This window comes from Paenibacillus sp. FSL R7-0345, from assembly GCF_038595055.1.
Taxonomy (GTDB): Bacteria; Bacillota; Bacilli; order Paenibacillales; family Paenibacillaceae; genus Paenibacillus_AQ.
The window spans coordinates 1,651,868-1,676,062 of the sequence record NZ_CP152002.1; the positions used below are offsets into that span (position 1 = coordinate 1,651,868).

Below are 24,195 nucleotides of genomic sequence, written 5' to 3' on the forward strand. Positions count from 1 at the left end.
TAAGGATGCGGTTCCAGTCGTGTAAATTTAATAATTGGAGTCCAGAAAATGAATAAAATGATTCATGCAGCACCGTGCAATCCAAATGCGACTCAGGAAGTAAAGAACGTACTACGCTATTTAAGCGAACTGTCCGGCAAGGGGATTATAACGGGCCAGCATACCCAAACCACCGTACAGAAAGAACTGAAATATATTGAAGAGGTAACCGGAAAACTGCCGGCTCTTTGCGGATTTGAACTGCTTGCTTACTCTCCTAACATTAACTATGAGGATGCCAGCGAGGCTTGCCTGATTGAGGTGGAGGAAAATAAAAATACGCTGGATCAGGCTTGGGACTGGGTTTTAAATAAACAGGGTCTTATTACCTTTACTTGGCACTGGTTCTCACCTTTCGGCAGCCGGGATAAAGGATTCTACACTGAACACACCACATTTGACGCATCCCGGGCAGTGACCGAAGGAACGGAAGAACAAAAAATGCTAATAGCAGACATGGACCATATGGCGGAATTGCTCAAGCCATTCTGTGAGAAGCGGATTCCAATTTTATGGCGTCCTTTTCATGAATCGGAGGGCGAGTGGTTTTGGTGGGGCGCCAAAGGTCCCGAAGTTGCCAAACAGCTGTATCGTATGATGTATGAGCGGTATACAAACCATCATGGCTTGAACAACCTGATATGGGTTTGGAATTCACCGCTGCCCGAAGGGTATGTAGGCGACGATGTCTGTGATGTTATCACGCTGGATACCTATCCGCCAAAACACACTCACACCGACTTAGAGGACGAGTATAATCGGCTGGTTAAGATTACACCGGCGAACAAGCTGACCGCGCTTGGAGAGATCGGTGTTCTGCCGAGTATCCCCCGCCTGTCGGAGTCGCATATCCCCTGGGTGTGGTACATGACCTGGTCCAACGAATTCGGCACTACCGAAGAATGGACAACTAAAGAGGAACTTCGGCGTGCTTATGAGCATCCCTTCTCTGTTACATTAGACACGCTGCCGCGGCTGTATTAACTGAAAGTAGATGGGATTAACATCGCATCTTGTCCATAGCTTCCAAAAATTCGACCATACAGGCGAAGATGGAGGACCTGATCTCCATAGGCACGATTGGATTGATTAAGGCGATTGAGAGCTACCGCCCGAACAAGGGTACACAGCTCGCCACGTTCGCAGCCTGATGTATTGAAAACGAAATGAGATCACTTTGATTGATATCCTCGGCTCCGAGACGGACGATGTCATTAAGAAGTTGATCTTAATATTGAGAAGAGCAAGATCTACCGGAATCCCAGCGGTGAACTCAAGATCAAAAGAGTATTTAATACCAGATACGCCACTCATCTTATCGCAATGAAGGACGGCAGTATCGTGGCCCAGGGGCGCCCGGAAGACATCGTAACGGAGGAATTAGTCGAACACGTTTTTGTTTATCCTGCAAAATCATTAAAGATCCAGTCACAGGTACACCGCTAGTGGTTCCTGTTGGTAAGCGAAAAGCTTATTCCGGATATTAGATTAGTCCTTCGCTCCGGCCGGTTCCGGCAAATCTAAGCTCCAGTCCACATCGGTGTACTTTTTATTTGTAACTGTCCGGATCAACGTCAGCTTTTCTGGTATGGCAGTGATGCCAGGGATATCGAAGTATGAAGGACTGTCAACACCTGCTTGGGGTGCTTCAATGATGACAGTCTCTCCAAGCTGTGCTTGGCCAGTAAACTGAGCATTATATGTTTTTCCCGATTCATCCTGAACGACCCAATGATCCTCCTGGAAGCTGTTCACAAATTCACCGCTGATCAGCAGTCTGCCGGAAGGCCCGCTGCCTGTCCCGTTATCGTTGATCTTAAAATCATGCAGCTGCAATACATCTCCTTGTCCTTTAAAGACTGCTGGCTGGTTCTTTAAGTCAGCCGGGACAAAGGTTAACGAATCGTCTGTCTGAATGGGCAGCGAGTAACCGTCCAGCACTAGCCGGATTTGGGTGCTGTCATAGAGCTGGTAAGGAAGTGCATAAGTCCATTGCTGAGCTCCGTTTGCCGGGTCTTCACTCTTAAAATATCCAAACTCGAAATTGGAATATCCATTAAAACCGTAATTATTGATGCGGCCGATTTCTTCACCAGCTTCATTTTCCAAATGAAATTGAAGTGAAAGCTTCTCACTGAGCTCCGCCGGGCTACGCTTACTGGCTTCATCCGATAAACCGGTCTCAAGCTGCAGTAAAGCACCGGTCGGCGTCCGGATAAGACGCTGGGCCGTAACACTCAATCCTGCCGGCGTCGTATAAGACTGATCCATCATTTCAATGGCAGTGGACAGCTCTTTTGACTTGCTCATATCAACGTTATAGCTAAAGCTCCAGTCACCATCCAACCCGGTTGAAGCCTCATTTTTGACATTGAGTTTGTCAACAGTGCTCTCAATAATAATATGATCTCCGGGAATCTGCTCGTACACATAGGTTAACCAAAGCTTGCCGTTCTCAGAGGCTGTAATTTGGCCGTCCCCTTCATCCTGCAACGGAGCATCTGTCCGGAAAAACGCAATTTCCTGTCCTTCCTCATTTTTGATCTGAAGCCTTCTATGATCTAGAACATTCTTCCAATTGTGATTCGTCTGTCCGGAGGAATCTGTCAGCAGAAGTGAGAATACAATCCGTGTGTCATCGGCGATCACTTCTTCAAGCGATAGCGTGTAGCCCTGATCTGTGATGCTGACTTCAGGCATTTGTACAATTCCTAATGATTGGGCATTCTGCAGTCCGGGATCTGTCCAGTGCATAATCTTGTTGATTGGCATCATCGTATGAGCCTGAAATATTCGTTCACCTCCGGTTTCATAAGAGACATCCGTTTTCGTCAAGCCATAGAGTACTAGAATAATTGCTAGTCCACCAAGTACGCCTGCTCCCCAGCGCAGTCCGGTGAATCGTTTTCGCTTGTCGGCTGAAGGGAGAGGATGAATATTGGTTTGCCGTACCTGGTCCATAACCTGCTCCGTAAAACGTCCGTTAAGCGAAGCGGATATAGATTTTTTGTAAGCTTGCATTTCATCATCCAGCCACTCGTCAGCATTCGTATGATTTAGTCTGGCCATAAGCATCCTCCTTCATGGTATTCCCGGGCCATAGCTTTCTTAGTTTGCGGCGCGCCTGATACAGACGGTTTTTCACCTGATGCATGTTCAGGCCTGTTACTGCCGAAATCTCCTCGTAGCTTAAATCCTCTGTGTAGTACAGAAGCAGTACAATGCGGTAGCGCTGCGGGAGCTTTTGAATCAGACGTTGAAGCTCGACTTCACTTTCTCTGCGCATGTACCGCTCTTCCGGTGTAGGGGAGTCATCGATTTGTACATTCAACAGATCATTTGCAAAGCTGAAGCGCTTGCGCCGCTTGGCTTCTCTGAACACATTGACAGCGATGGCATACAGCCAGGCTGAAAAGCTGGATTGCAAACGATGACTGCGAAGCTTCCTGTAGGCTTGAATAAAAGCTTCCTGAGCCTGATCCTGTGCATCCGGAGGCGAAGATCCCATTTCCAGCAGAAAAAAATATAGCCTTGAGCTGTATTTATCAATCAACACCGCAAAAGCCTCCTGATCCCCCTCCAGCACCCTTTCGATGATCAATCTATCCTCGACTGGTTCTGTCATTACAGTCCTCCTATTCTGACGTCTATATCTATAAGACGGGTTGAGGCGATAAATCTTCTTATTTTTTTGTGCTGGATAGATATATTATCTGGAGAATTATGGTTTTTTTCTTTGGTTTCCAATTTTAGCGGGTAATGAGCAATATAGATATAATGCTAAAAGCAGCTATAGTTCCTGATCGAACAGGGGTGGCCGGATATTCGTACGCTTTTGCAGTTAATATAAAGGGTAGCTGTTATCAACTTTCATAGACTTGCCCTCCAACCTATGAGAGCGTATTCTTGAACATATACGAGATCTACTATATAGATTGAACTTAAGAATTTATGTTAAGGAAAGAGTGGCGGAGGGGAATTTTGGAACTGTAGGAGCGATAGCGACCGCCTTTGTCTGCGGATTTCAACCGTTAAAAACGGTATAAATCAAGAAATCTGCAGACAACAGCGGCTGGAAGTCCAAATATTCTCTGGAGTCACATGCAATCCCAAAACAGCAGTATTATTCGTTCAATCTATATAGATTACGAGAATCCTGGAAAGTGAGGCAAGTGAATGATAAGAGCATCTGAAGATAATCAGTATTATGAGCTGTCGAGTCCGACAATTCTGCCCAAGGCTTCGGGCTTCCTGTGGAATGAGCAGATGATGATCCATGTGAACTGCCGGGGGTATGCGGTGGCCCAGTTTATGCAGCCGGAGCCGGCGAAGTATTCGTATGCACCGAATCTGGAGGCCAAAACCTTCATGCAGCCGGAGCAGCCCTATTATGCCCATCATCCCGGCCGGTTTGTTTATGTAAAGGATGAGGAGAGTGGTGAACTGTTTTCTGCTCCGTACGAGCCTGTCCGCATGCCTTCGGATCACTACACCTTTGCTGTAGGCAAACATAATATTGTCTGGAAAATAGAGAAGAACGGCATCGCCATTGAAATGACGCTGAGCCTGCCTAAAAATGAGCCGATGGAGCTGTGGCGGGTGAAGGTGACTAATCTGTCCTCCGCCCCCAGAAAAATCAGTATCTATCCCTATTTCACCATCGGCTATATGTCCTGGATGAACCAGTCCGGCGAGTATAAGGAAGCCCTGCAGGGAATTGTCGCTACAGCGGTTACTCCGTATCAGAAATATCAGGACTACGATAAGATTAAACATCTGAAGGACAAGACGTTCCTGCTTGCCGATCAGGCTCCCCATGCCTGGGAGATTAATCAGGAAGCTTTTGAAGGAGAGGGTGGAATCGGCTCACCGTCAGCACTCAAAAGCGAACTCCTCGCTAAAGGAGAAGCACGTTATGAAACGCCCGTTGCGGTTCTTCAGTACAGCATCGGCCTGGCCCCGGGTGAAGAAAGAGAATACCGTTTCGTGTTTGGACCCGCTCATGATGAGCAGGACATTGCAGACATCCGCCAGCGGCTGTTCCTGGATACCAACGCAGCTGGTGAAGACGGATTTGTGCTCGCCGAGCAGGAATATGCGGAATACATCAAGGAAGGCAGAGGTGTCATCGAAATCACCACTCCGGATGCGGATCTTGACAATCTCGTAAATCACTGGCTCCCCCGGCAGATGTACTATCACGGGCAGACGAACCGCCTGACGACAGATCCCCAGACCCGGAATTATCTGCAGGATAATATGGGGATGAGCTATATTAAGCCGCAGACAGCGAGAGGGGCGTTCCTGACAGCCTTAAGCCAGCAAAATGTAAGTGGAGCTATGCCGGACGGCATTATTTTGCATGAAGCAGCTGAACTGAAATATATTAACCAGGTGCCGCATACCGACCACTGTGTCTGGCTGCCGATCTGCCTCATTACCTATCTGGAGGAGACGGATGATTACAGCATTCTGGAAGAGATCATTCCATACTCGGGCGGCGGGGAAACAGGTACTGTCTTCGAGCACATTGACCGGGCCATGCACTGGCTGATCCATGAGCGGGATGAAAGAGGCCTGAATTATATTAATCAAGGCGACTGGTGTGACCCGATGAATATGGTCGGCTATAAAGGCACAGGCGTGTCCGGATGGCTGACGATAGCAACGGCGTATGCTTTTATGGTCTGGGCGGATATCTGCGAACACAGCGGCCGGCCGGAGAACGGAAAAGCATTCCGCCTGGCAGCGGATGAGACGAATGCGGTGGTCAATCAGTATTTCTGGGATGGCGAGTGGTATGCGCGGGGAATTACCGATGACAATGTAGTGTTCGGTATCAGCGAAGATAAGGAAGGCCGGATCTTCATTAATCCGCAGGGCTGGGCGCTGTTAAGCGGTGCGGCCGATGAGGAGAAACGGGAGAAGCTGATACATTCCGTCAGCGAACAGCTGGAAACCCCGTACGGTGTGGAAAAGCTGGCGCCCTCCTATACCGCGATGCGTGAAGATGTGGGCCGGGTAACACAAAAGCATCCGGGAACAGCCGAAAACGGGGCAGTCTATAACCACGCCGCAGCCTTTTATATCTATGGCCTGTATGCGGCGGGCGAGCAGGATAATGCCTACCGGCTGCTGCGCAAAATGATCCCGGGACCTGACATCGAGGACATCATCCGCCGGGGCCAGCTGCCTGTCTTCATTCCGAACTATTACCGCGGAGCGTACAGACAATTTCCGAAGACGGCCGGACGCTCCAGCCATCTTTTTAATACAGGAACTGTGCCGTGGGTATACCGTTGTCTGATCGACGGCCTGTTCGGGCTGCAGGGTAACCGTGAAGGATTGCGGGTGCGGCCGCAGCTTCCTTCGGATTGGGATAAGGTTACGGTAAAACGTAACTTTAGAAACGCGCAGCTGCACATTGATATGAAACGTGAAGCCGGAGTTACAGCTACAGAGGTTTATCTCGACGGTGAGCTTATCCGGGATGGTGTTCTTAAAGGGCTGGAAGCCGGCGGGCAATATAATGTAATTGTTAAGCTTGCGGCGGCTAATGCCTGAGTAACATAAAATGCCCAACCGGTTCCAGGGACAGCAGAATCCCGGAGCCGGTTGGGCATTCACACTTTATTTAGTAGATTTCCTTTAAAAGGGCGATCACTTCATCCATTGTGAGGCCGAAGGATTTGTAATAATCCGTATCGGTCACCATCTGCTTCAGGATCATTTCATTGCGCTTCCTAATCTTCTCATCGGCCGACAGACCGGTGACAAAGCAGCCTTTACCTGTAACAGTATAAATCAGACCGTTTCGTTCCAGCTCCTCCCAGGCTTTTTTTACGGTAATGATACTGACAGACAGCTCAACGGCCGCCTGGCGGATGGGAGGCAGAATATAGCCGCTTTCCAGCTCGCCTTTAAGAATCTGGGCACTGATCTGATCAAATAGCTGTTGATAGATTGGTTTATCCGAGGTGTTTGAGATTGCAATATTCATTAGATTTCCACTTTCAAAAATCGTTTGTAGCCAATATGATAAGCCAAAAAGGTGAATATTGCAAAAATCGCGATAGAGGCAAGTAGGATGGAGAGTTGAGTAGTCATGCTGTCAGCACCGCTTCCCTTAAACAGGTCATGCACTAACGGGCTTTGAATGCCCAGCCATTCTGCAGCCCCGGCGAATAGGGTAGCAGCAGTAATCGATACGATGGAGGCCGCGCCGTATTTATATGCTGTTTTGTAATACATAGTAAAAAAGATAAGATTGAAGATTGCCAGCATCACCAGACATAGCCCCCAGAAGCCAATGGACGGCGCAAAGAAATAGTAGGTCATATTCGGATATAAGCGGACACTGATCAGACCGTAGATTATGGCGATTACAATATGCAGCAGCTCCAGAAGGACGATGAAAGTCACCTTCGCTTTGACAACATCCTTTTTGGCTACGGGCAGCATGCCGGTGAACATGAGATCATTTTGGCTTTTATACCCGCCGAACATATTCGGTACCGTTAAAAAACAAAAGTATAGGATAACAAGGAAATACAGCCAGCCCGGGATTAACATCAAGGCGCCTGTCAAAAAGGGTAGTATGTAGAAGAACGGATTTACGCCTAATTTGAGTTCTTTTAGCAGTAAATTATACATAAGCTTCCTCTTTTCTTGAGTAGTAGATCATAATTTCCTCGAGATTCGGAATTGCAGAGACAATGCCCGGCGACGGTTCAAAATCTTTCGTATGGATCAGGCCGGTAAAGCCGAAAGAATTCGTTTTATAGGAAATCAGCCGGTCTTTGACTTGTTCCAGCTGCTCCTTTGTTCCATTCAGCAGGCGAAACGCATCGACAAATGCTTCCTTCTCGGCACTGTTCACAATTTGCCCGTCATGGATGTAGGTGATATAGTCAGCGCATTTTTCCAGGTCGGAGGTGACATGGGTTGAAAAGAGAATGCTGATTTCGCCGTCCTGCACCAGCTCCTGAAAAATGCTCAGCAGATTATCACGGGCCGCAGGATCAAGGCCGCTTGTCGGCTCATCCAGGATAAGCAGCTTGGCGCCATGCGACAAAGCGAGGGCCAGGCTGTATTTGACCTTCATTCCGGTTGATAGTTCGGCGATTTTTTTATCTTCAATCAGATTGAATTTTTTCAGATACTTGCGGTAGGTGTTGTCATCCCAATTACGGTAAAAGGTTTTGATTACATTCGTTAACGTCTTGATTTTATTGCGGCTGTAAAAGTTGATGTCTCCAAAGGCGTATCCGATTTCCTGCTTCAGCTCGACTTCGTGCTGCGTTATGTTTTTCCCAAGGACATGAATCTCGCCGCCATCCATGCTGATTAAATTCAAAATGGATTTGATGGTCGTTGTTTTTCCCGCACCGTTAATTCCGATGAAACCCATGATATAGCCCTTTTCCAGTTGAAAAGACACATCTTTTAATGAAAAGTGTTCATAATGCTTATTTAAATGTTTGATATCCAATACCAGCATGAGATGTACCTCCTTGTTGAGATTGTGTATGTCGTGCATACACAATATATCATCGGGAGATTAGGGTGTCAATTCCTGTGTGAGATCGTTATTACACTAATTTCGTTACCATGAGCACGGTTCATCATTATTGGGTAAAGAGTTTAGATATATCACCCAAAAGTATGAGTAATTTCAGGAGGAAACAGGATGACAATCAAGCTTATCGCAGTAGACATGGACGGCACCTTTCTAAATAAAGAGATGGGATATGACAAAGAAAGGTTCCTTAAACAGTATGCAAAGATGAAGGAGCAGGGAATCCGGTTTGTTGTGGCCAGCGGCAACCAGTATTATCAGCTGAAATCTTTTTTCGGAGAGATCCAGGATGAAATCAGTTATGTGGCTGAAAATGGCGCTTATATCGTCGATCAGGGACAGGAAGTGTCCGCAGTGGATATTCCCAAGGAGGATATAGAGCTGGTTCTGAAAGAGCTGGTCTCCAATAAAAAGTTTCAGATTGTGTTATGCGGCAAAGAAAGTGCCTATGTGCTGGACAGTGTATCGGACACCTTTTTTACTATAGTAAACAAATATTATCACCGGTTAAAAAGAGTGGGCAGCTTCGATGAGGTGAATGACCAGATTCTTAAATTTGCCCTCTCCTGTCCGGATGAGGAAACGCTTCAGTTAAGAGATATGCTGCGGAGCAGCATCGGAAGCACGGTAACTGCTGTCTCCAGCGGGCATGGAAGTATTGATCTGATTGTGCCGGAATTCCACAAGGCTTCCGGTATTCAGCTGCTGCAGGACAAATGGGGTATAAAAGATGACGAAACGATGGCCTTTGGTGACGGAGGCAATGACATTGAAATGCTGAGACATGTAAAATACAGTTTTGCCATGGAGAACGGATCGGATGAAGTGAAAGCGGCGGCAAAATATATGGCACCGGCAAACATTAACAGCGGTGTATTGGAAGTGATTGATCAGTATTTTGCGGGGCAGGGTCCATTTCAGGATTAAGAATGCCAGGGCTGTGCAGAATGGACTGATAGAGTCCGCACTTTACATTCATATAACATTCATTTAAGCAACTTATCTGCGGATAAGCTGCTTTTTTAGCTTTAGGGCGCGGATATTACAAGCGGTTTACCCGATGAGCTTCAGTCTGGTGCGAGTAACAAGGGGTGTCAGGTTTTACACTAAGAAGCCTTTGTGAAAACATAGCAAAAATATTTATCCGTTAAACTTATCAGGTGTGCAAATAATAGTTTTACGGATAGGGAGGCAGTGATTTGAAGAAGCTTATTAACAAGTCAATCTTGGTGGCGCTGGTTTTCATTATGGCCTTTGGATTTGCGACCAACGGATTGACAGTCTTGGCAGAGAGCAGCAGCTTAAATGAAGAACTTCAGATCCGGGCAGACCAGCCGCTGGTTTTGCTGGAGGGAAATTCGGCATGGAAGTATGTTGACGACGGTACCGATCAGGGTACGGTCTGGCAGGCAGTTTATGATGATTCCGGCTGGAAGTCGGGACTGGCTCCCCTGGGCTACAAGGATAACGGCAGCGGGGTCAGCACTACTATTTTTGGCGGACTGAATACAAATATAAGCTATGGCAGCAGCAAATCCAAGAAATATATGACTTCGTATTTCCGTACGAATGTCAATGCAAACCTTGAGGCAGTAAAGGCTCTCGGTAAAATTGAGGGAACGCTTGCCTTTGATGATGGCGTTGTTTTGTATTTGAACGGAACAGAAATTTATCGTGAGGGCATGCCTGCAGGCGCGATTGATTACTCAACACAGAGCACTTACTCTAAGAGCGATCCTAACATCTCCAAAGTGGATCTGACTGATGTAGTAAAGGCAAACCTGAAGGACGGCAACAATGAGCTTGCTGCCGAAGTCCATCAGGCAAATGGAAGCAGCTCGGACCTGTATTGGGACATGAAGCTGGCCGTCTATCCGGCAGCTGAGCCGGAAGTTCCTGGTCAAGGCAAGCCGGAATCTGTTGCGCTTACCTTTAACGGAAACCCGCAGACCCGTATGGGATTTGCCTGGTATGCTCCTGAGACAGTAACGGGCACTAAGCTGGAGGTAGTGGAAGCATCTAAAGTAACGGGCAGCGTCTTCCCGGACGAAGGTATTCTGACCTTTGAAGGAACTACGGTCGCCGCGAGTGTCTACAACTCCAAGGCAGACAAATCTGCCGGCAAATCGTCAGTTATCTCAAGCCATAAAGTGCTTGCGGACAACCTTCAACCGGGCACTACATATGCGTACAGAGCCGGTGACGGACAAGAAGGCAACTGGAGTGACATTGGAACCTTCACAACAGAAGCAGCAGTGAATGCTTCTTATCAGTTCCTGTATACTACGGATTCCCAAGGTACAACTGAAGAGGATTTTGATATCTGGAACCACACCCTGCAGGAGGGACTCGCCAAATTCCCGGATGTTGAATTCATTCTGAATTCAGGAGATCTGGTGGATAACGGGGATATTGAAGAGCAGTGGGGCTGGTTCTTTGACAAGCCAAAGGCGATTCTGCAGAATATCCCGCTGGTCCCTCTGGTAGGTAATCATGAGAGCAAGAGCTACAGCAATTACACGGGGCATTTTAATCTTCCAAATGTTTCGAATACAGGTGCGAAGCCGGATGGATCTGTCTATTCCCTGGACTATGGCCCGGCACACTTTATGGTGCTTAACACCGAATATTACGGCAAAAGCTCCAATGCGGCAAACAACGAAATCTACTATAAACAAGTAGAATGGCTGCGCAGTGAAGTAGCCAAGTCCGATAAGCAGTGGAATATTGTGCTGCTGCATAAATCGCCTTACTCCGTAGCGAGTCACACTAATGATACGGATGTTCTGTTCTACCGTGCAGAGCTGACAAAGGTGTTCGATGAGCTGGGTATTGATATGGTGATCGGCGGACACGATCATACGTATACCCGCAGCTATCAGATGCTGAACAATGTGCCTTTGACTGATATTGTTCCGGATTCCTCCGGCACAGTGACAGATCCAGAGGGTACGCTCTATCTGATTACCAATGCGGCAGGCAACAAGAAATACAATGTTGCTTCCGGTACCTTCCCGTTTGCTGCCAAATACGAGCAGCCAGGCAAGGAAATGTTCTCAGGCTTCACTGTTACAGAAAACGATCTGAGTTACAAGTCTTATACAACCACAACTGGAGGCACAACAGACCTCTATGACGGTTACGGCATTCATAAATCAGATGTAACGGTTCCTTCCGTGCAGAACGCTCAAATGATTACCGGCACAGACGGTAAGCTGACCTTGTCCTGGGAAGCTCCAGCTACAGAGCTGCCGGTATCCGGTTACCGTATCTATGAAAGTAATGATCTGCTTGGAGCCAACTGGACTACAGAGGTTTCAACTGAAACCGGAAAAACGGCTTACAGCTACACAGTGGATAATACAGATTCCGCACGGGATTACCAGTTTGTTATTAAAGCCGTTAGCGGCCGGAACCAGTCGAAAGGCGTCATTGCCAGCCAGCCGGAAGTAAGCAAAGTGACCGTAACCTTTAACGGTGATCCGGTCAGTTCAAAAGGCTTCACCTGGTACACACCGCTGGGTTCAACAAACAGTGACCTGCAGGTTGTAGAAGCAGCTGCCGGTGCACCGGATTTCACCAATGCCATTACGTTCAGCGGCCGTTCTGCGGTTTCTACTAATGCAAAAGAAGAGCTGGTACACAAGGCAGAAGCTACTGGTTTGAAAGCCGGAACCGCTTATTCATACCGGGTAGGGGATCAGGCGCTGGGCATCTGGAGTACCGCCGGAACCTTCAGTACAGCTCCTGAGTCAGGTGCATTCACTTTTGTTGATCTTGCAGATACACAGGCAAAATCCGAAGAAGAAGCCATTCTGTCCTCGGAAACGCTGGCAAAGGCGCTGGCAACAGTACCAAATGCACAATTTGTAGTTCATAACGGGGATATCGTAGACACAGGAACGAAGGAAGTGCAGTGGGACTGGCTGCTTGGACATTCCCAGAACAGCCTGCTGAATACAACCCTTGTTCCATCGGCAGGAAACCATGAGGATGAGGCTAATGCCTTCTATGAGCATTTCAATATTAAGGAAGCCCCGGGGTCTGCAACAGAGACGGGAGCCTATTATTCCTATGATTACAGCAATGCCCATTTCGTTGTACTGAACAGCAATGAGGACTCGGCAGAGTATGCCAATTTCAGTACGGACCAGGTGGAGTGGCTTAAAGCAGATGTAGAGGCGGCCAAGAAGGCCGGGGCACAGTGGATCATTGTTAATATTCACAAAGGTCCTTACACCACCTCGAATCACGCAACCGACAAGGATATTATCGGCGCAAATGGAGTAAGATCCAAAATTGCACCGCTGATGGCTGAGCTTGGCATCGACTTTGTCCTGCAGGGCCATGATCATATTTATGCCCGCACCAAACCGATTCAGGCAGACGGAACAGCTGCAGCTACAGAAAAGATTACAGAATCCCTTAATGGAACAACGGTGGAGTATACCGTGAACCCGGATGGATCGATTTATCTGATTCCGGCTACTGCCGGTGCAAAGGTCTATTACAAGAACAAGAAAGAGGCTCTTGGAGATAGCTATTACAATCTGTTCGAGGTTGCTGATGAGAACCATGCCGCACCGTATGGTCCGGACCCGAGCGACAGCTCACGTCCGAAGCGCGGCCAGGTCCAGAACTTTGTAGGCATCACAGTCGACGGCGGCAAGCTGACGGCAGTATCCTATGAAATTGACCAGAATAAGAACAACGCAGAGCCTTACATTATTGAGCAGTTTGGTATGATTAAGAAGGAGAAAGACGGAGAAGTGACGCCTACACCAACGCCGACACCGGAAGTACCGACAACAACTCCGTCTCCAACACCAACTCCGGCACCAGCGTTACCGGGAAGCTCGGTGGATTCAACAACGGCACCGACAGCATCTCCGACAGCTGCACCAACAGCTGCACCAACAGCTGCTGCTACACCAAGTCCTACACCTGCCGGTAACGGAGCGACGCCTTCAGCGGAGCCTGTTCTGACCGATGTAAGCAGTCACTGGGCCGCTTCAGCGATCCAAAAAGCAGTGCAAGCCGGTTTCGTCAACGGGTATGCGGACAATTCCTTCCGTCCGAATAAGCAGGTGAACCGTGCCGAATTCGTTACTATGCTTGCCCGCGCACTGAAGCTTCCGGAGAGCAGTGCAGGCACCTTTAAGGATGCTTCGGCTATCCCTGCCTGGGCCAGCGCTTATGCAGCACAGGCTGCAGCAGCAGGTATTATCAGCGGTTATGAAGACGGGACTTTCCGTCCGGAACAGCAGCTGACCCGTTCGGAATTAACAGTAATGATCGTGAGAGCCCTTGGCATTACGGTAGATCCACAGGCCAAACTCTCCTTCGCAGATAGCAGCGATGTTCCTAAATGGGCAGTTCCTTATATCGCAGCTGCTGTAGAACAATCTCTGGTCAGCGGTACCGGCCAGAACCGGTTTGCCCCTAACCAGAACGCAACACGGGCAGAAGCAGTGGTTCTGATCATGAATATGCTGGAGAACGTAACCGAATAATCTTCCCAAATAAAAACCTTGATTGGCCTCGTGCCTTTCAAGGTTTTTGTGTGTGTGTATTAAAAACGGTTTGTTCAGATTGTGCTATCAGGTGAGCGGAATTGTTCTACACAGAATGGTAGCTTTAATGATAAAATTATTTACTGTAGTGTGAAAATTTACTAATCATAAATGAGCTGGAGGGGAAGTTGAATGGATCATAAGGATTTCAGCAACTTTAAATGGCTTAACGAGAGCAGCATCCGGTTTGAGAATGAAGAAGTGATATTATACGCTCCTAAAGATAGTGATTTTTTCTGTAACAATGGGACTGTTTCGGAAGAAGGAATTACGCCAAGCTCGCTTACAAACGCTCCGTTTTTTTACACAGAGGTTTCCGGTGATTTCGTGATGCGGGTTAAGGTAGGGCATGATTTCCGGGATGTTTATGATTCGGCTTCGGTTATGGTCATGAAGGATCTCGCGGTGTGGGCCAAGCTGTGCTTTGAATTGACGGATTTTAATACCCATGCGGTTGTAAGTGTAGTAACAAATCCCTTATCAGACGACGCAAACGGCAACAATATTGACGGCGATTCGGTATGGCTACAGATTACCCGAGTCGGCCAGGCCTTTGCTTTTCATTATTCGTTAGACGGCGACCAGTTCTACATGGTAAGATTCTTCAATTTACCGGTGGAGGAGACTGTAAAGGTAGGCTTCGTTCCTCAGGCTCCTAATGGTAACGGCGGTGACAGAAGCTACTCTGATTTCTCTTTAGAAAAGAGAACTGTGAAAAATATTAGAGCAGGTGTGTAGGAGAGAGTAAAGTATGTTGCCCTACGTCTGAGACTGATTTAATCTATAAATAACATGCCAAAGCGGTGCTCATCATAGGGAGCACCGCTTTTTCCTTTGAAGCTATAAAAAAGCTATGCTAAACACCAAACTGCCTTAAATGATGATCCAAATGCTTATAAATGCCCTTGCCCCATTGTCCGGGCGTTAACGGACCGAAGAAGGGGTGAGGGTGGGGAGAGCATTGATCCGGGCCGTCCTTTTGAAGCTTTATAATGCGTAGTTTAAGCTTTTCTTTTTCTGCTTCAAAATCTCTGTTATCCGAAATGAGGGTCTCGGGGATGGTTGACATATTATGCGGCAACGGTTTGTCATTATAAAAAACAGGTTTTACGAACCGGCCGATCACTCTTCCCAGCCAGCCTCTGGGGGGAAAGGCGTTACCCATCGGGATATCTTGAAACGCTGAACAATGAGCGAGCATTTGAGCGGCCTGCATGGTTCCCCACTGACGGGTTGAATGAGGACTTAATTGATCTATGCGCTGTAATATCTCCGCAGCATGTGTTTTATCGTAGATATCTTTCATAGGAACACTCCAATCTGTTCATTTTGATGATATCTCCTGAAGCATCATTAACCTTATAAGCATCCTATCAACTTGACAGGATGCTGTCAAACTTGGGAACTGGGTAGCTTATAGTCTGATTTTTCATAGATATGTGCACTGCGTAGTGCTACTATATATTAAAATAAACTGGCTGCGGGAGCGGTTATATGAGTGTTTACTCAGTTCACGACATTATGCATTATTCGCTGTTTTCTTTTGCGGAGTACAGTCCCGATCCGATTTACATTCTGGGGAACGATAAAAAGGTAATTTACGCTAATCCTGTCTTCGTAGAGCTATATGGATGGTCAATGGAAGAGCTGAATCAGCTTGATTTTCCGCATATCCCCCTGGAGCTCAGGGAAGAGCTTGCCCAGATGTATATTTTTATTGATCAGGGCCGGAGGTTGTTTGCCCTTGATACGTTTCGCATCAAACGAAACGGGGAACTGATCAGTGTCAAAATAACCATTTCTCCGGTAAAGGATCCGGAAGGATTCATTAAGGCTTATGTATGTGTGCTGAGGGATGTAACGGAGATTAAGTTCTCTGAGCTAAAGTATTACAAGCTATTTAATGAAGCGAATGACCCCATTTTTATCTATGAGCAGAGCCCGGACGGGAAGCCGTCCAAATTTCTGGACATTAATGAAGCAGCCTGCCGGATGCTGGGGTATACACGCCGGGAGCTCCTGGACAAAACACCGTACTGCATAGCATCAGAGTCGTTGCTCCACGAGGTTGACCATCTGTTTGAAAGAATCCTTGAAGGAGACGGAATATTCGTTGAATGGATTCAGGTAACACGGGAAGGGAAGCAGATCCCAGTAGAAATCAGTGCCAAGCCGTTTAAGCTGAATGGCCGCAAAATGGTCATTTCGATCAGCCGCGATCTGACTGAACGCAAAAGAACTGAGGAGTTTCTCCGGTATACAGAGAATATTTCCATGATCGGTGAGCTGTCTGCAGGCATTGCCCATGAAATCCGCAATCCGCTTACCAGTATCCGGGGATTTGTTCAGCTCCTGTTCGCCCATTCCGCAAAAGGTAGAGAATTTCATCAGATCGTGGTATCGGAGGTGGACCGGATCAATTCGATTATCGGTGAACTGCTGCTGCTGGGCAAAGAAGCTCCTTCCAGTCTGGCTGACTATGATCTGGTCCAGCTGTTAAGACAAGCCGTCGTGCTGCTGAATGCCCAGGCGCATATGACGAACATTGAGATTCTCATGCATACCAGTCTGGTCTGCCTTACGCTTAAAGGATCAGCCAACAAGCTGAAGCAGGTCTTCATCAATGTGCTTAAAAATGCAATTGAAGCAAGCCCGGACGGAGCAGAAATCATCGTAGAGCTGGACCGCACAGAGGATAGTGCCATCATCCGCGTCAGGGATCATGGACGGGGCATTCCGGCAGAATACATAAATCAGATCGGCTCGCCTTTCTTCACGACCAAATCGGGAGGACACGGGCTAGGGGTTATGATCAGCAGAAAGATTATACATAATCATAGAGGAACGTTTCTGTTCAAGGCGAATCAGCCTGCCGGTACAATTGTTGAGATTACACTGCCTATAATGTAGCGGTACGCGCTATAATGAAGGGGTTCAGCATACAAGCCGGCCTTTGAACGGCAACAAAGAAAAAGAACAAGAGAAGACTGCGCCGGATAATCCGTTTTGGTTCTCTCTTTTAAAATGGAGGCTATTATGTTTCAGGTAACAGAAGCAACAGGATGCCCTTTTGACAGAACCTTTTTATTGAAGGAAGAACGCCGGGTTGATATCCGCGATTTCGGGGCGGGTACAGACCATTCACCTGTGGTGAATACTACGGCGATTAATAACGCTATTCAGGCTGCATCAGCAGAAGGCGGTACCGTGGTTATTCCTGAAGGCAGCTTCAGAGTATATACGATCCGGCTAATGAGTGGCGTTAATCTTTACTTGTCCGCAGGCAGTGTGCTTTCCGCAGCCAGAACAGATATTGTACAGTCCTATGAGCTGCAGGCCGGAGAGGGCGGCAATTATGATGAGCCTGAGGTTAATTTATATGTAGGTTTGCAGGATCACGGCCATACGTATTTTGCCAACAGCCTGATTTATGGTGCAGATATCCGTGATGTGATGATTTATGGGCCGGGGCTGCTGGATGGAAGCTCGCTGAATGATCAGGGGGAGCTGGAGCAGATTCTGATGGGCGGGGACCCGCATGAGCCTGTACACCGTAACGAGCCGGGGCATCAGGGGGAATGGTTCGGGAACAAGGCGATTGCACTGGTGCGGTGTGAAAATATAGCCTTTTGCGACTTTTCAATTCTGGCCGGCGGCCATTTTGCGATCATTACGACCTGTGTGAAAAATATGTACGTGGAGCGCATTTTGGTCGATACGAACCGCGATGCGTTTGATGTGGACTGCTGTGAGAATGTGACGATTGTGCATTCTACCTTTAATTCACTGACTGATGATGCCATTGTGTTAAAAGCCTCCTACGGCGTCGGAACATTCATGCCGCTCCGTAACGTGCTGATTGAAGACTGCATCGTCAGCGGCTATGATACCGGCTCCGTATATGCGAAAACGTATACACAGGACAAGCTGATCGCCACGGACCGCTGCGGCCCTACTGCCAGGGTCAAGCTGGGCACGGAATCCACCTGCGGGTATGATCTCGTAACGGTACGGCGCGTCCAGTTTAAAAGATCGAGAGGCTTTGCGCTTGAAGCCGTCGACGGGGCGGATTTGAGCCATATTATTTTTGAGGATTCCACTATGGAGGATGTAAGCAGCTCGCCGATTTTTATTAAAGCTGGAGACCGCGGACGTTTTCCGGTAACGGGAAACAGCACCGGGGAAGACTTCATCCCGGGCGGGGATGCCCCGCCGAATGTAAGGCTGGATCAGACGCATTGGGTGCTTCCGGCCAAGGAGCCGTACCAGGTGTATCCGGCGAGGCGCTATCTTCCATCATATAATAGAACACATAATGTTTCTGCAGATGGCAATTCTTCCTTTTATATTGTTGACTCCAAGCAGCCGCTCCGGCTCAATCCGGCCAATGTCCATGAAGAGAACGGCAAATGGTATGCTGTATGCTACGATGAGCTATCGAAGAAATATGTGCCCGATTATAGCAAAGAGCTGCAGGAAAGCGAGCTTCCGCTATATGCCAATGCAAACGGCAGTGATCATATTGCTTATGTTCATGATATTATCATCCGGAATATTACGGTCAACAATGCCGATCCCCGCTATCCGATTGAACTGATGGGCCTGATGGGCAGCCGGATCAAGAATGTATCTGTTACCAACATTAAGGTGGAGTACCGCGGCGGTCTGAGCCTGGAGCATGCAGTGGAGCAGCGTCAGCTGAATACCAACTGGGAATATGTCCAGTACGGCGGACAGAAGCGCAGTGTGCAGTCGCTGCCGTGGCTGGTGAACACCTTTTTCCTGAAAAATGAAGGGCTGCTGCCCCGCGTGGAATGGAATCCGGAAGCCGGAATGTGGCAGGACGCGCCGTTTAATGTACCGGAGCTGCCGGAGGTATATCCGGAGCCGAGTAACTGGGGGATTCTGCCGGCATATGGATTGTATGCCAGACATGTGGAGAATCTGTATCTGGACGGGATCGAACTCCGTTATCTTACAGAAGATACCCGGTATCCGATTGTGCTCGATGATGTCGTGAACGGCTCGCTTCAGAATATCAGCGTTGACCATGCTGAAGGAGTAGAAGAGGTTGTCCTGGTGAGCAACCGGTTCAAACGGCCGGCAGGCTTGGAATATGTGCCGGACTATCCGTATCAGCAGACTGCGGTTAAACATGTAGCGATCGACAGCCGCTTATCTGTTAAATCTATAGAAGTGGGGGCGCCTGCTCCGGGTACGCCGAAGGACAGAGCTTATCCGCATGAAACCGTGGCTCTTCCCGGAAGCGGATATAATTATCCTGTTGTGACTGGAGAATATCCTCTGCCGCAGACAGTCTTCCGGCCGTTCTTCTCTTTTGTTCCGGAACAGAGTGTCCGGGCGGGGGAGCAGTTGTCCTTTACGGTTATAGCCAGACAGCCTGCGTATGAGGCCTCTGCCCATGAAACCGACGGCAAAATTTATAATGAAACCCGGTCGGTTAAGGACCCGGTGGTGCGCGGGATTGCTGAACCGATGATTTTGACAGCAGGGGAGTTGCCTGAGGGGGCGTGTTTTGATCCAGCTTCCTTTGTTCCTGGCCGGGTCTGTGTGTTCAACTGGACGCCTGGTACTGATGATGTGCGTGATGAGCCGTATATAGCAGAATTTATTGCTGATGACGGGATCATTCCGGTTAAGCTGGAAGTCAGCATTAAGGTGACGGGATGAGTTATATAATGCGGTATATTAAAAGTGTAGATCCCAAACGGCTGATTATTATGGTTATCGGCAATATTTTTCTGGGTATGGGGATCAGTATTTTCAAATTGTCCGGTATGGGGAATGATCCCTTCAGCGGCATGGTCATGGCTCTTGGAGAGGTAAGCGGGATCAGCTATGCTACATTTGCAATCATTGTGAACCTTGTACTGTTTGTCATTCAACTGATTAGCGGCCGGAAGCTTATCGGACCAGGGACTTTGGTAAATGCTATTCTACTCGGTTACATTGCTACGTTCTTTTATAATATCTGGCCGGATTTGCTGGGCGAGCCTCAGCTGTTATGGCAACGGGTAATGACCGTGGTGATCGGCGTGGTGGTGTGCAGCTTCGGGGTATCCCTGTATCAGACCTCGGATGTGGGAGTGGCGCCCTATGATGCTCTGTCCCTGATTATGAAGATTAGAGCGCCAAGGATTTCTTATTTCTGGCACCGGATGTTTACCGACGCGCTATGTGCGCTGATCTGCTTCCTGGCAGGAGGCATCATCGGACTCGGGACGCTGGTGTCCGCATTCGGCCTGGGACCGATCATTCAATTCTTCGATGTGCATTTTACGAACAAGCTGCTTGGCAAAAAGAGTGAAAAAGCAAACGGCGGTCCTGTTTCGCTGTAAGTGCGCTGAACGATAATGGTGCGTAACAAAACAAGGTATCCCGGACTCCGCAATCTGCTGCGGACCGGGATACCTTGTTTGATGTTTGGAGTAAATCCCAATGCATCAGTGCAGGCCTGGCTAGGCCGGACTAAATAAAGGGGAAAACCTACGGTACCACCCAAAGTGGGCGGAGCGGGCAAATGAAAGGTAAAAATGCCTCTGCTCACGCAACGCCTGTTCGATCCACCCTGCTAAAAAGAGCGCCCATAGATTTTCAGACACTTGCTCAGTCCCTGCGGTCTTCTTTGTCTTTCCGATCAGGGGCAATCCCGGGAGCGGTTACTTCCGGATCATCACCCAGCACCGCACCTACGATTTCGTCCAGCTTACTTGACGCTCCTGTATCGCTATCCGCTCTGGAATCAGGTTCAGGGATCGGGTGAACCCCCGGTTCACGCCCGTCCAGCGGAGCTTCCTTATTGTCCTTCATTGGATAATCTCCTTTCTATGTGCAGACTCTATTTTAGAATGTGCCGCCAAAAGCCGTTCTATGTAACGATAACCGCCACCAGGCAAAGTGAACCATATAGTGTTGTTCTTTTACCCTGGCGCCCGGTATCATTTGCTAATGTTGTGATAAATATTATAGACTGTTTTCTGTGAGCTTTTATCCAAGTAAGCTTATAAGATGGCGAATTTATTCAGAAACGGGGAAGATTAATGAATGTAAGAAGACAACCGAAATCAAATAAGCTAAGAATTTTTTCAAAAGCATTATTAGTAACCATTGGCGCCCTGATCGCAGCATATGGCCTGGAAGCCGTATTAATTCCCAACAACGTCTCGGATGGCGGCGTGACCGGTTTGAGTATCGTTGGGTCAGAATTGTTCGGACTCCCCTTAGGAATGCTGATCGGGATTATTAATATCCCTTTTGTATGGCTTGGTTATAAGCAGATCGGTAAAAGCTTTGCCCTTTATTCCATTCTGGGAATTGCTTCACTGGCTGTCGGCACTGTACTCATGCATCATGTGCCGACGATTATCCAAGGAGATACCCTGCTGGTTACGGTGGTCGGCGGGATTATCATCGGTTTCGGGATGGGTTTAGCTTTGCGTAACGGCGGAGCGCTGGACGGGATTGATATGCTGGCCGTGCTGCTGTCGCGGAAGCTACCTTTTGGTACGAGTGACCTGATCCTGTTCCTGAACACCTTTGTGTTTATTGTCGTTTCAACTGTGTTTGGTCTGCAGGGAGCGATCCTGTCGGCTCTTGCTTATTTCATTGCTTCAAAGGTTATACATATCGTGGAGGAAGGCCTGAGCGGCTCCAAAACGTTTAAAATCATCACCAATCAGCCGGAAGTCATGGTTGAAACGATCCGCGACCGACTTGGCCGGGGAGCAACCTATACCGATGCTTACGGCGGCTACTCCAATGAGCAGTTCAAAGAAATCACCTGTGTCATCAACCGTCTGGAAGAAAGTAAAATTAAAGATATCATTCATGAGATTGACCCGGGTGCTTTTGTCGTAGTGTACGATGTGGCCGAGGTTAAAGGCGGTAACTTTAAAAAGAAAGACATTCACTAGTCACGATATGATGCATTAGCGATGAAGAGCAGGAAGACCGGTAACGGTGCTTCCTGCTCTTTTTTGATGCCGCTGCCCAATCTCCATCATCCTTTAACCGAACCGAGCAGCACGCCTTTAACAAAAAACCTCTGCGCAAACGGGTACAGGATAATCATCGGCAGGGAAGCGATGACCATCGCAGCCAGCTCAATGGTGCGCGCGGTGACGGCCCCGACGCCGCCGGTATTGTTTAGCAGATTGGCTACGGCAAGATTTGTACCGTTGTTCATACTCATCATATTCTCAACTGCACGGTTAGACTGGATGAGCCGCAGAATTAAGTACTGCAGTGTCTGCAGATCGGTAGACTGCGTATAGTAGAGCGTCGCGCCGTAGTCATTCCAGATGTTAACGGCTGTGAACACAGACAATGCGGCCAGTACCGGTTTGGATAAGGGCAGAACAATCTGGAAAAAGATACGGTATTCGCTGGCCCCGTCCATTTTGGCGGATTCAAATAAGGCTTCCGGAATGCCCTTGTAATTGGCGTTGAAGATAATGACATTCCAGAATCCGCCGAACAGGACAGGAAGGATGTAGACCCAGTAGCTGTCATATAATCCAAGCCAATTCATCAGCATATAGGAAGGAATCAGTCCGCCGCTGAAATACATGCTGATAAAGCCGATCGTAATGTAAAAGGCTTTGCGCCGCAGATAAGGGCGGGAAAAAGCATAAGCAAACATCGACGTGTAGAGAATGGATACAGCTGTGACAATCACGGTACGTGATGCTGTAATCCAGGCTGCATACAGAATGCCCTGATCTGATAAGACGGCTTTCCAGCTGGCGAAGGTGAACTCCCGCGGCCATAAGAACACAGGGCCACGGAGTAAATCGCCGCCGCTGTTAAATGAACTTATGACCGAAAACCAGAACGGATACACGGTCATGATCATGAGCAGGATCATTATTGCAATGGTTAAACCGTTGAACAGCCGCTCTCCGGCATGGTTTCCGCCCACCATAACAGTATTCCTCCTTAGAACAATCCGGTTTTTGTTATTTTGTTGGATACCCAGTTTGAGCTCACCAGCAGGATCAGGGCAAAGACAGATTTCGTCAAGCCGATTGCGGTCGCTGATGAGAATTGGAAATTGAGCAGTCCCGTCTGGTAAACATACGTATCAATAACCTGGCTGGCAGGCAGATTTAGCGTATTTTGCAGAACATAAATCTGGGTGAAGTTGTTGTTCAGCATGCCGCTGACAGCGAAAATAACGAGCACCATCAGGGTCGGCAGAATGCCGGGAATGGTCACATGGAGCATCCGCTTAAACCGACCCGCTCCGTCAATCGCCGCTGCCTCATGGAGGCTCTGGTCTACTCCGGCCATGGCCGCCAGGTACAGGATGGCGCCCCAGCCGAGATCCTTCAGCAGGCCCGTGGCAATGGCCACACCCCAGAAATATTTCGGATCAGCCAGAAATTGCAGTGGCGCGTCAATGAAGCCCAGATGCAGCAGCATATAGTTGACGATACCGTCGCTGTTCAGCAGCGTAATGAACAACCCGCCAAAAATAACCCAGGACAGGAAATGCGGTAAATAAGTAACGGTCTGGACAACTGCTTTGAAGCGGGAGCTGCGGATTTCATTCAGCAGCAGGGCGAAGAGCAGGGTACACGGGATACTGACAGCAGCCCCAAGCAGGTTAATGCCGAGTGTGTTGCGGATCATCGGCCAGAACTGAAAGTTGGTAAACAGTCTTTTGAAATGGGCCAGGCCGTTCCAGTCTGCGGTAAAGATCCCTTTGACGCCCATAACCGGCTCAAAGTCCTTGAAAGCCATAAGCAGCCCGAACAGCGGCGTGAAATCGAACAGGAAAATCAGGAACACAGCGGGCAGCAGCATCGTTTTCAGCTCCAGCTGAGTACGGAAATCGTAGCCAAGCCTGAAGGATTTTTGCTTGCGGACCGCTTTATCCTTTTTCTTGGCAGAAGTTAAGGGCTCAATCATTGCCATACCGGTTTCCTCCAATCCGGCTTGTGCCTGCAGCGGTCTGTCCAGCCGCAGGCTACAAGCCCCTTG

At 48.4% G+C, this 24,195-nt stretch carries 18 protein-coding genes and 1 pseudogene; 10 read left to right on the top strand and 9 right to left on the bottom strand.

Annotated elements, in window-relative coordinates:
- Positions 1-48 precede the first annotated feature (48 nt).
- Positions 49-1,023 (top strand): glycosyl hydrolase, encoded by a 975-nt coding sequence (locus NST84_RS07075; RefSeq protein WP_342564901.1) that lies wholly within the window; start codon positions 49-51, stop codon positions 1,021-1,023.
- 10 nt (positions 1,024-1,033) lie between these two features.
- Positions 1,034-1,299 (top strand): annotated as a pseudogene (locus NST84_RS07080) (sigma factor); the annotation flags it as partial.
- A gap of 228 nt (positions 1,300-1,527) precedes the next feature.
- On the opposite strand, the gene NST84_RS07085 reads toward NST84_RS07080, so the two are convergent.
- Both NST84_RS07085 and NST84_RS07090 read right to left on the bottom strand, forming a co-directional pair.
- Positions 1,528-3,108, bottom strand: coding sequence for a DUF4179 domain-containing protein (locus NST84_RS07085; RefSeq protein ID WP_342564902.1), 1,581 nt, complete (start codon positions 3,106-3,108; stop codon positions 1,528-1,530).
- Complete coding sequence (locus tag NST84_RS07090; protein WP_342564903.1) at positions 3,080-3,664, bottom strand: sigma-70 family RNA polymerase sigma factor; 585 nt, start codon at positions 3,662-3,664, stop codon at positions 3,080-3,082. The genes NST84_RS07085 and NST84_RS07090 overlap by 29 nt, the downstream gene beginning before the upstream one ends.
- A gap of 551 nt (positions 3,665-4,215) precedes the next feature.
- Here NST84_RS07090 and NST84_RS07095 point away from each other — a divergent pair.
- Positions 4,216-6,603 (top strand): amylo-alpha-1,6-glucosidase, encoded by a 2,388-nt coding sequence (locus NST84_RS07095; RefSeq protein ID WP_342564904.1) that lies wholly within the window; start codon positions 4,216-4,218, stop codon positions 6,601-6,603.
- A 70-nt stretch (positions 6,604-6,673) separates the two neighbouring features.
- Here NST84_RS07095 and NST84_RS07100 read toward each other — a convergent pair whose 3' ends face one another.
- The 3 genes from NST84_RS07100 to NST84_RS07110 are packed head-to-tail and all read right to left on the bottom strand — an operon-like array spanning position 6,674 to position 8,539.
- On the bottom strand, positions 6,674-7,039 hold the full coding sequence (locus NST84_RS07100; RefSeq protein WP_342564905.1) for a GntR family transcriptional regulator: 366 nt from the start codon (positions 7,037-7,039) through the stop codon (positions 6,674-6,676).
- Positions 7,039-7,692, bottom strand: a complete 654-nt coding sequence (locus NST84_RS07105) for an ABC-2 transporter permease (protein ID WP_342564906.1) — start codon at positions 7,690-7,692, stop codon at positions 7,039-7,041. Before NST84_RS07105 ends, NST84_RS07100 begins: the two co-directional genes overlap by 1 nt.
- Complete coding sequence (locus NST84_RS07110) at positions 7,685-8,539, bottom strand: ABC transporter ATP-binding protein (protein WP_342564907.1); 855 nt, start codon at positions 8,537-8,539, stop codon at positions 7,685-7,687. Before NST84_RS07110 ends, NST84_RS07105 begins: the two co-directional genes overlap by 8 nt.
- A 189-nt stretch (positions 8,540-8,728) precedes the next feature.
- On the opposite strand from NST84_RS07110, the gene NST84_RS07115 reads away from it, so the two are divergent.
- The 3 genes from NST84_RS07115 (at position 8,729) to NST84_RS07125 (ending at position 14,928) form a co-directional block, all read left to right on the top strand.
- A complete protein-coding gene (locus NST84_RS07115) occupies positions 8,729-9,544 on the top strand; it encodes a Cof-type HAD-IIB family hydrolase (protein WP_342564908.1) in 816 nt (271 codons plus the stop codon).
- A gap of 272 nt (positions 9,545-9,816) precedes the next feature.
- Positions 9,817-14,130, top strand: coding sequence for an S-layer homology domain-containing protein (locus NST84_RS07120; protein WP_342564909.1), 4,314 nt, complete (start codon positions 9,817-9,819; stop codon positions 14,128-14,130).
- Between the two features lie 192 nt (positions 14,131-14,322).
- Positions 14,323-14,928, top strand: coding sequence for a DUF1349 domain-containing protein (locus tag NST84_RS07125; RefSeq protein ID WP_342564910.1), 606 nt, complete (start codon positions 14,323-14,325; stop codon positions 14,926-14,928).
- Between the two features lie 118 nt (positions 14,929-15,046).
- On the opposite strand, the gene NST84_RS07130 is transcribed toward NST84_RS07125, so the two are convergent.
- Positions 15,047-15,496 carry a DUF1569 domain-containing protein gene (locus tag NST84_RS07130; protein WP_342564911.1) on the bottom strand — a complete coding sequence of 150 codons (450 nt, stop codon included), beginning with the start codon at positions 15,494-15,496 and terminating at the stop codon, positions 15,047-15,049.
- A gap of 188 nt (positions 15,497-15,684) precedes the next feature.
- On the opposite strand from NST84_RS07130, the gene NST84_RS07135 reads away from it, so the two are divergent.
- From NST84_RS07135 to NST84_RS07145, 3 genes are all read left to right on the top strand, one after another.
- Positions 15,685-17,100, top strand: a complete 1,416-nt coding sequence (locus NST84_RS07135; protein WP_342564912.1) for a PAS domain S-box protein — start codon at positions 15,685-15,687, stop codon at positions 17,098-17,100.
- 126 nt (positions 17,101-17,226) lie between these two features.
- Entirely contained in the window at positions 17,227-19,881 is a 2,655-nt protein-coding gene (locus tag NST84_RS07140) for a hypothetical protein (protein WP_342564913.1), read from the top strand.
- An 8-nt stretch (positions 19,882-19,889) separates the two neighbouring features.
- Positions 19,890-20,549, top strand: a complete 660-nt coding sequence (locus NST84_RS07145) for a hypothetical protein (RefSeq protein WP_342564914.1) — start codon at positions 19,890-19,892, stop codon at positions 20,547-20,549.
- Positions 20,550-20,817: 268 nt separating this feature from the next.
- On the opposite strand, the gene NST84_RS07150 is transcribed toward NST84_RS07145, so the two are convergent.
- On the bottom strand, positions 20,818-21,021 hold the full coding sequence (locus NST84_RS07150; protein WP_342564915.1) for a hypothetical protein: 204 nt from the start codon (positions 21,019-21,021) through the stop codon (positions 20,818-20,820).
- A gap of 230 nt (positions 21,022-21,251) precedes the next feature.
- Here NST84_RS07150 and NST84_RS07155 point away from each other — a divergent pair, with 230 nt between their 5' ends.
- Positions 21,252-22,124, top strand: a complete 873-nt coding sequence (locus tag NST84_RS07155) for a YitT family protein (protein WP_342564916.1) — start codon at positions 21,252-21,254, stop codon at positions 22,122-22,124.
- A gap of 86 nt (positions 22,125-22,210) precedes the next feature.
- Here the strand turns inward: NST84_RS07155 and NST84_RS07160 are convergent, their stop codons facing one another.
- Complete coding sequence (locus NST84_RS07160) at positions 22,211-23,134, bottom strand: carbohydrate ABC transporter permease (protein ID WP_277469640.1); 924 nt, start codon at positions 23,132-23,134, stop codon at positions 22,211-22,213.
- A gap of 14 nt (positions 23,135-23,148) precedes the next feature.
- On the bottom strand, positions 23,149-24,129 hold the full coding sequence (locus NST84_RS07165) for an ABC transporter permease subunit (protein ID WP_342564917.1): 981 nt from the start codon (positions 24,127-24,129) through the stop codon (positions 23,149-23,151).
- Positions 24,130-24,195 lie beyond the last annotated feature (66 nt).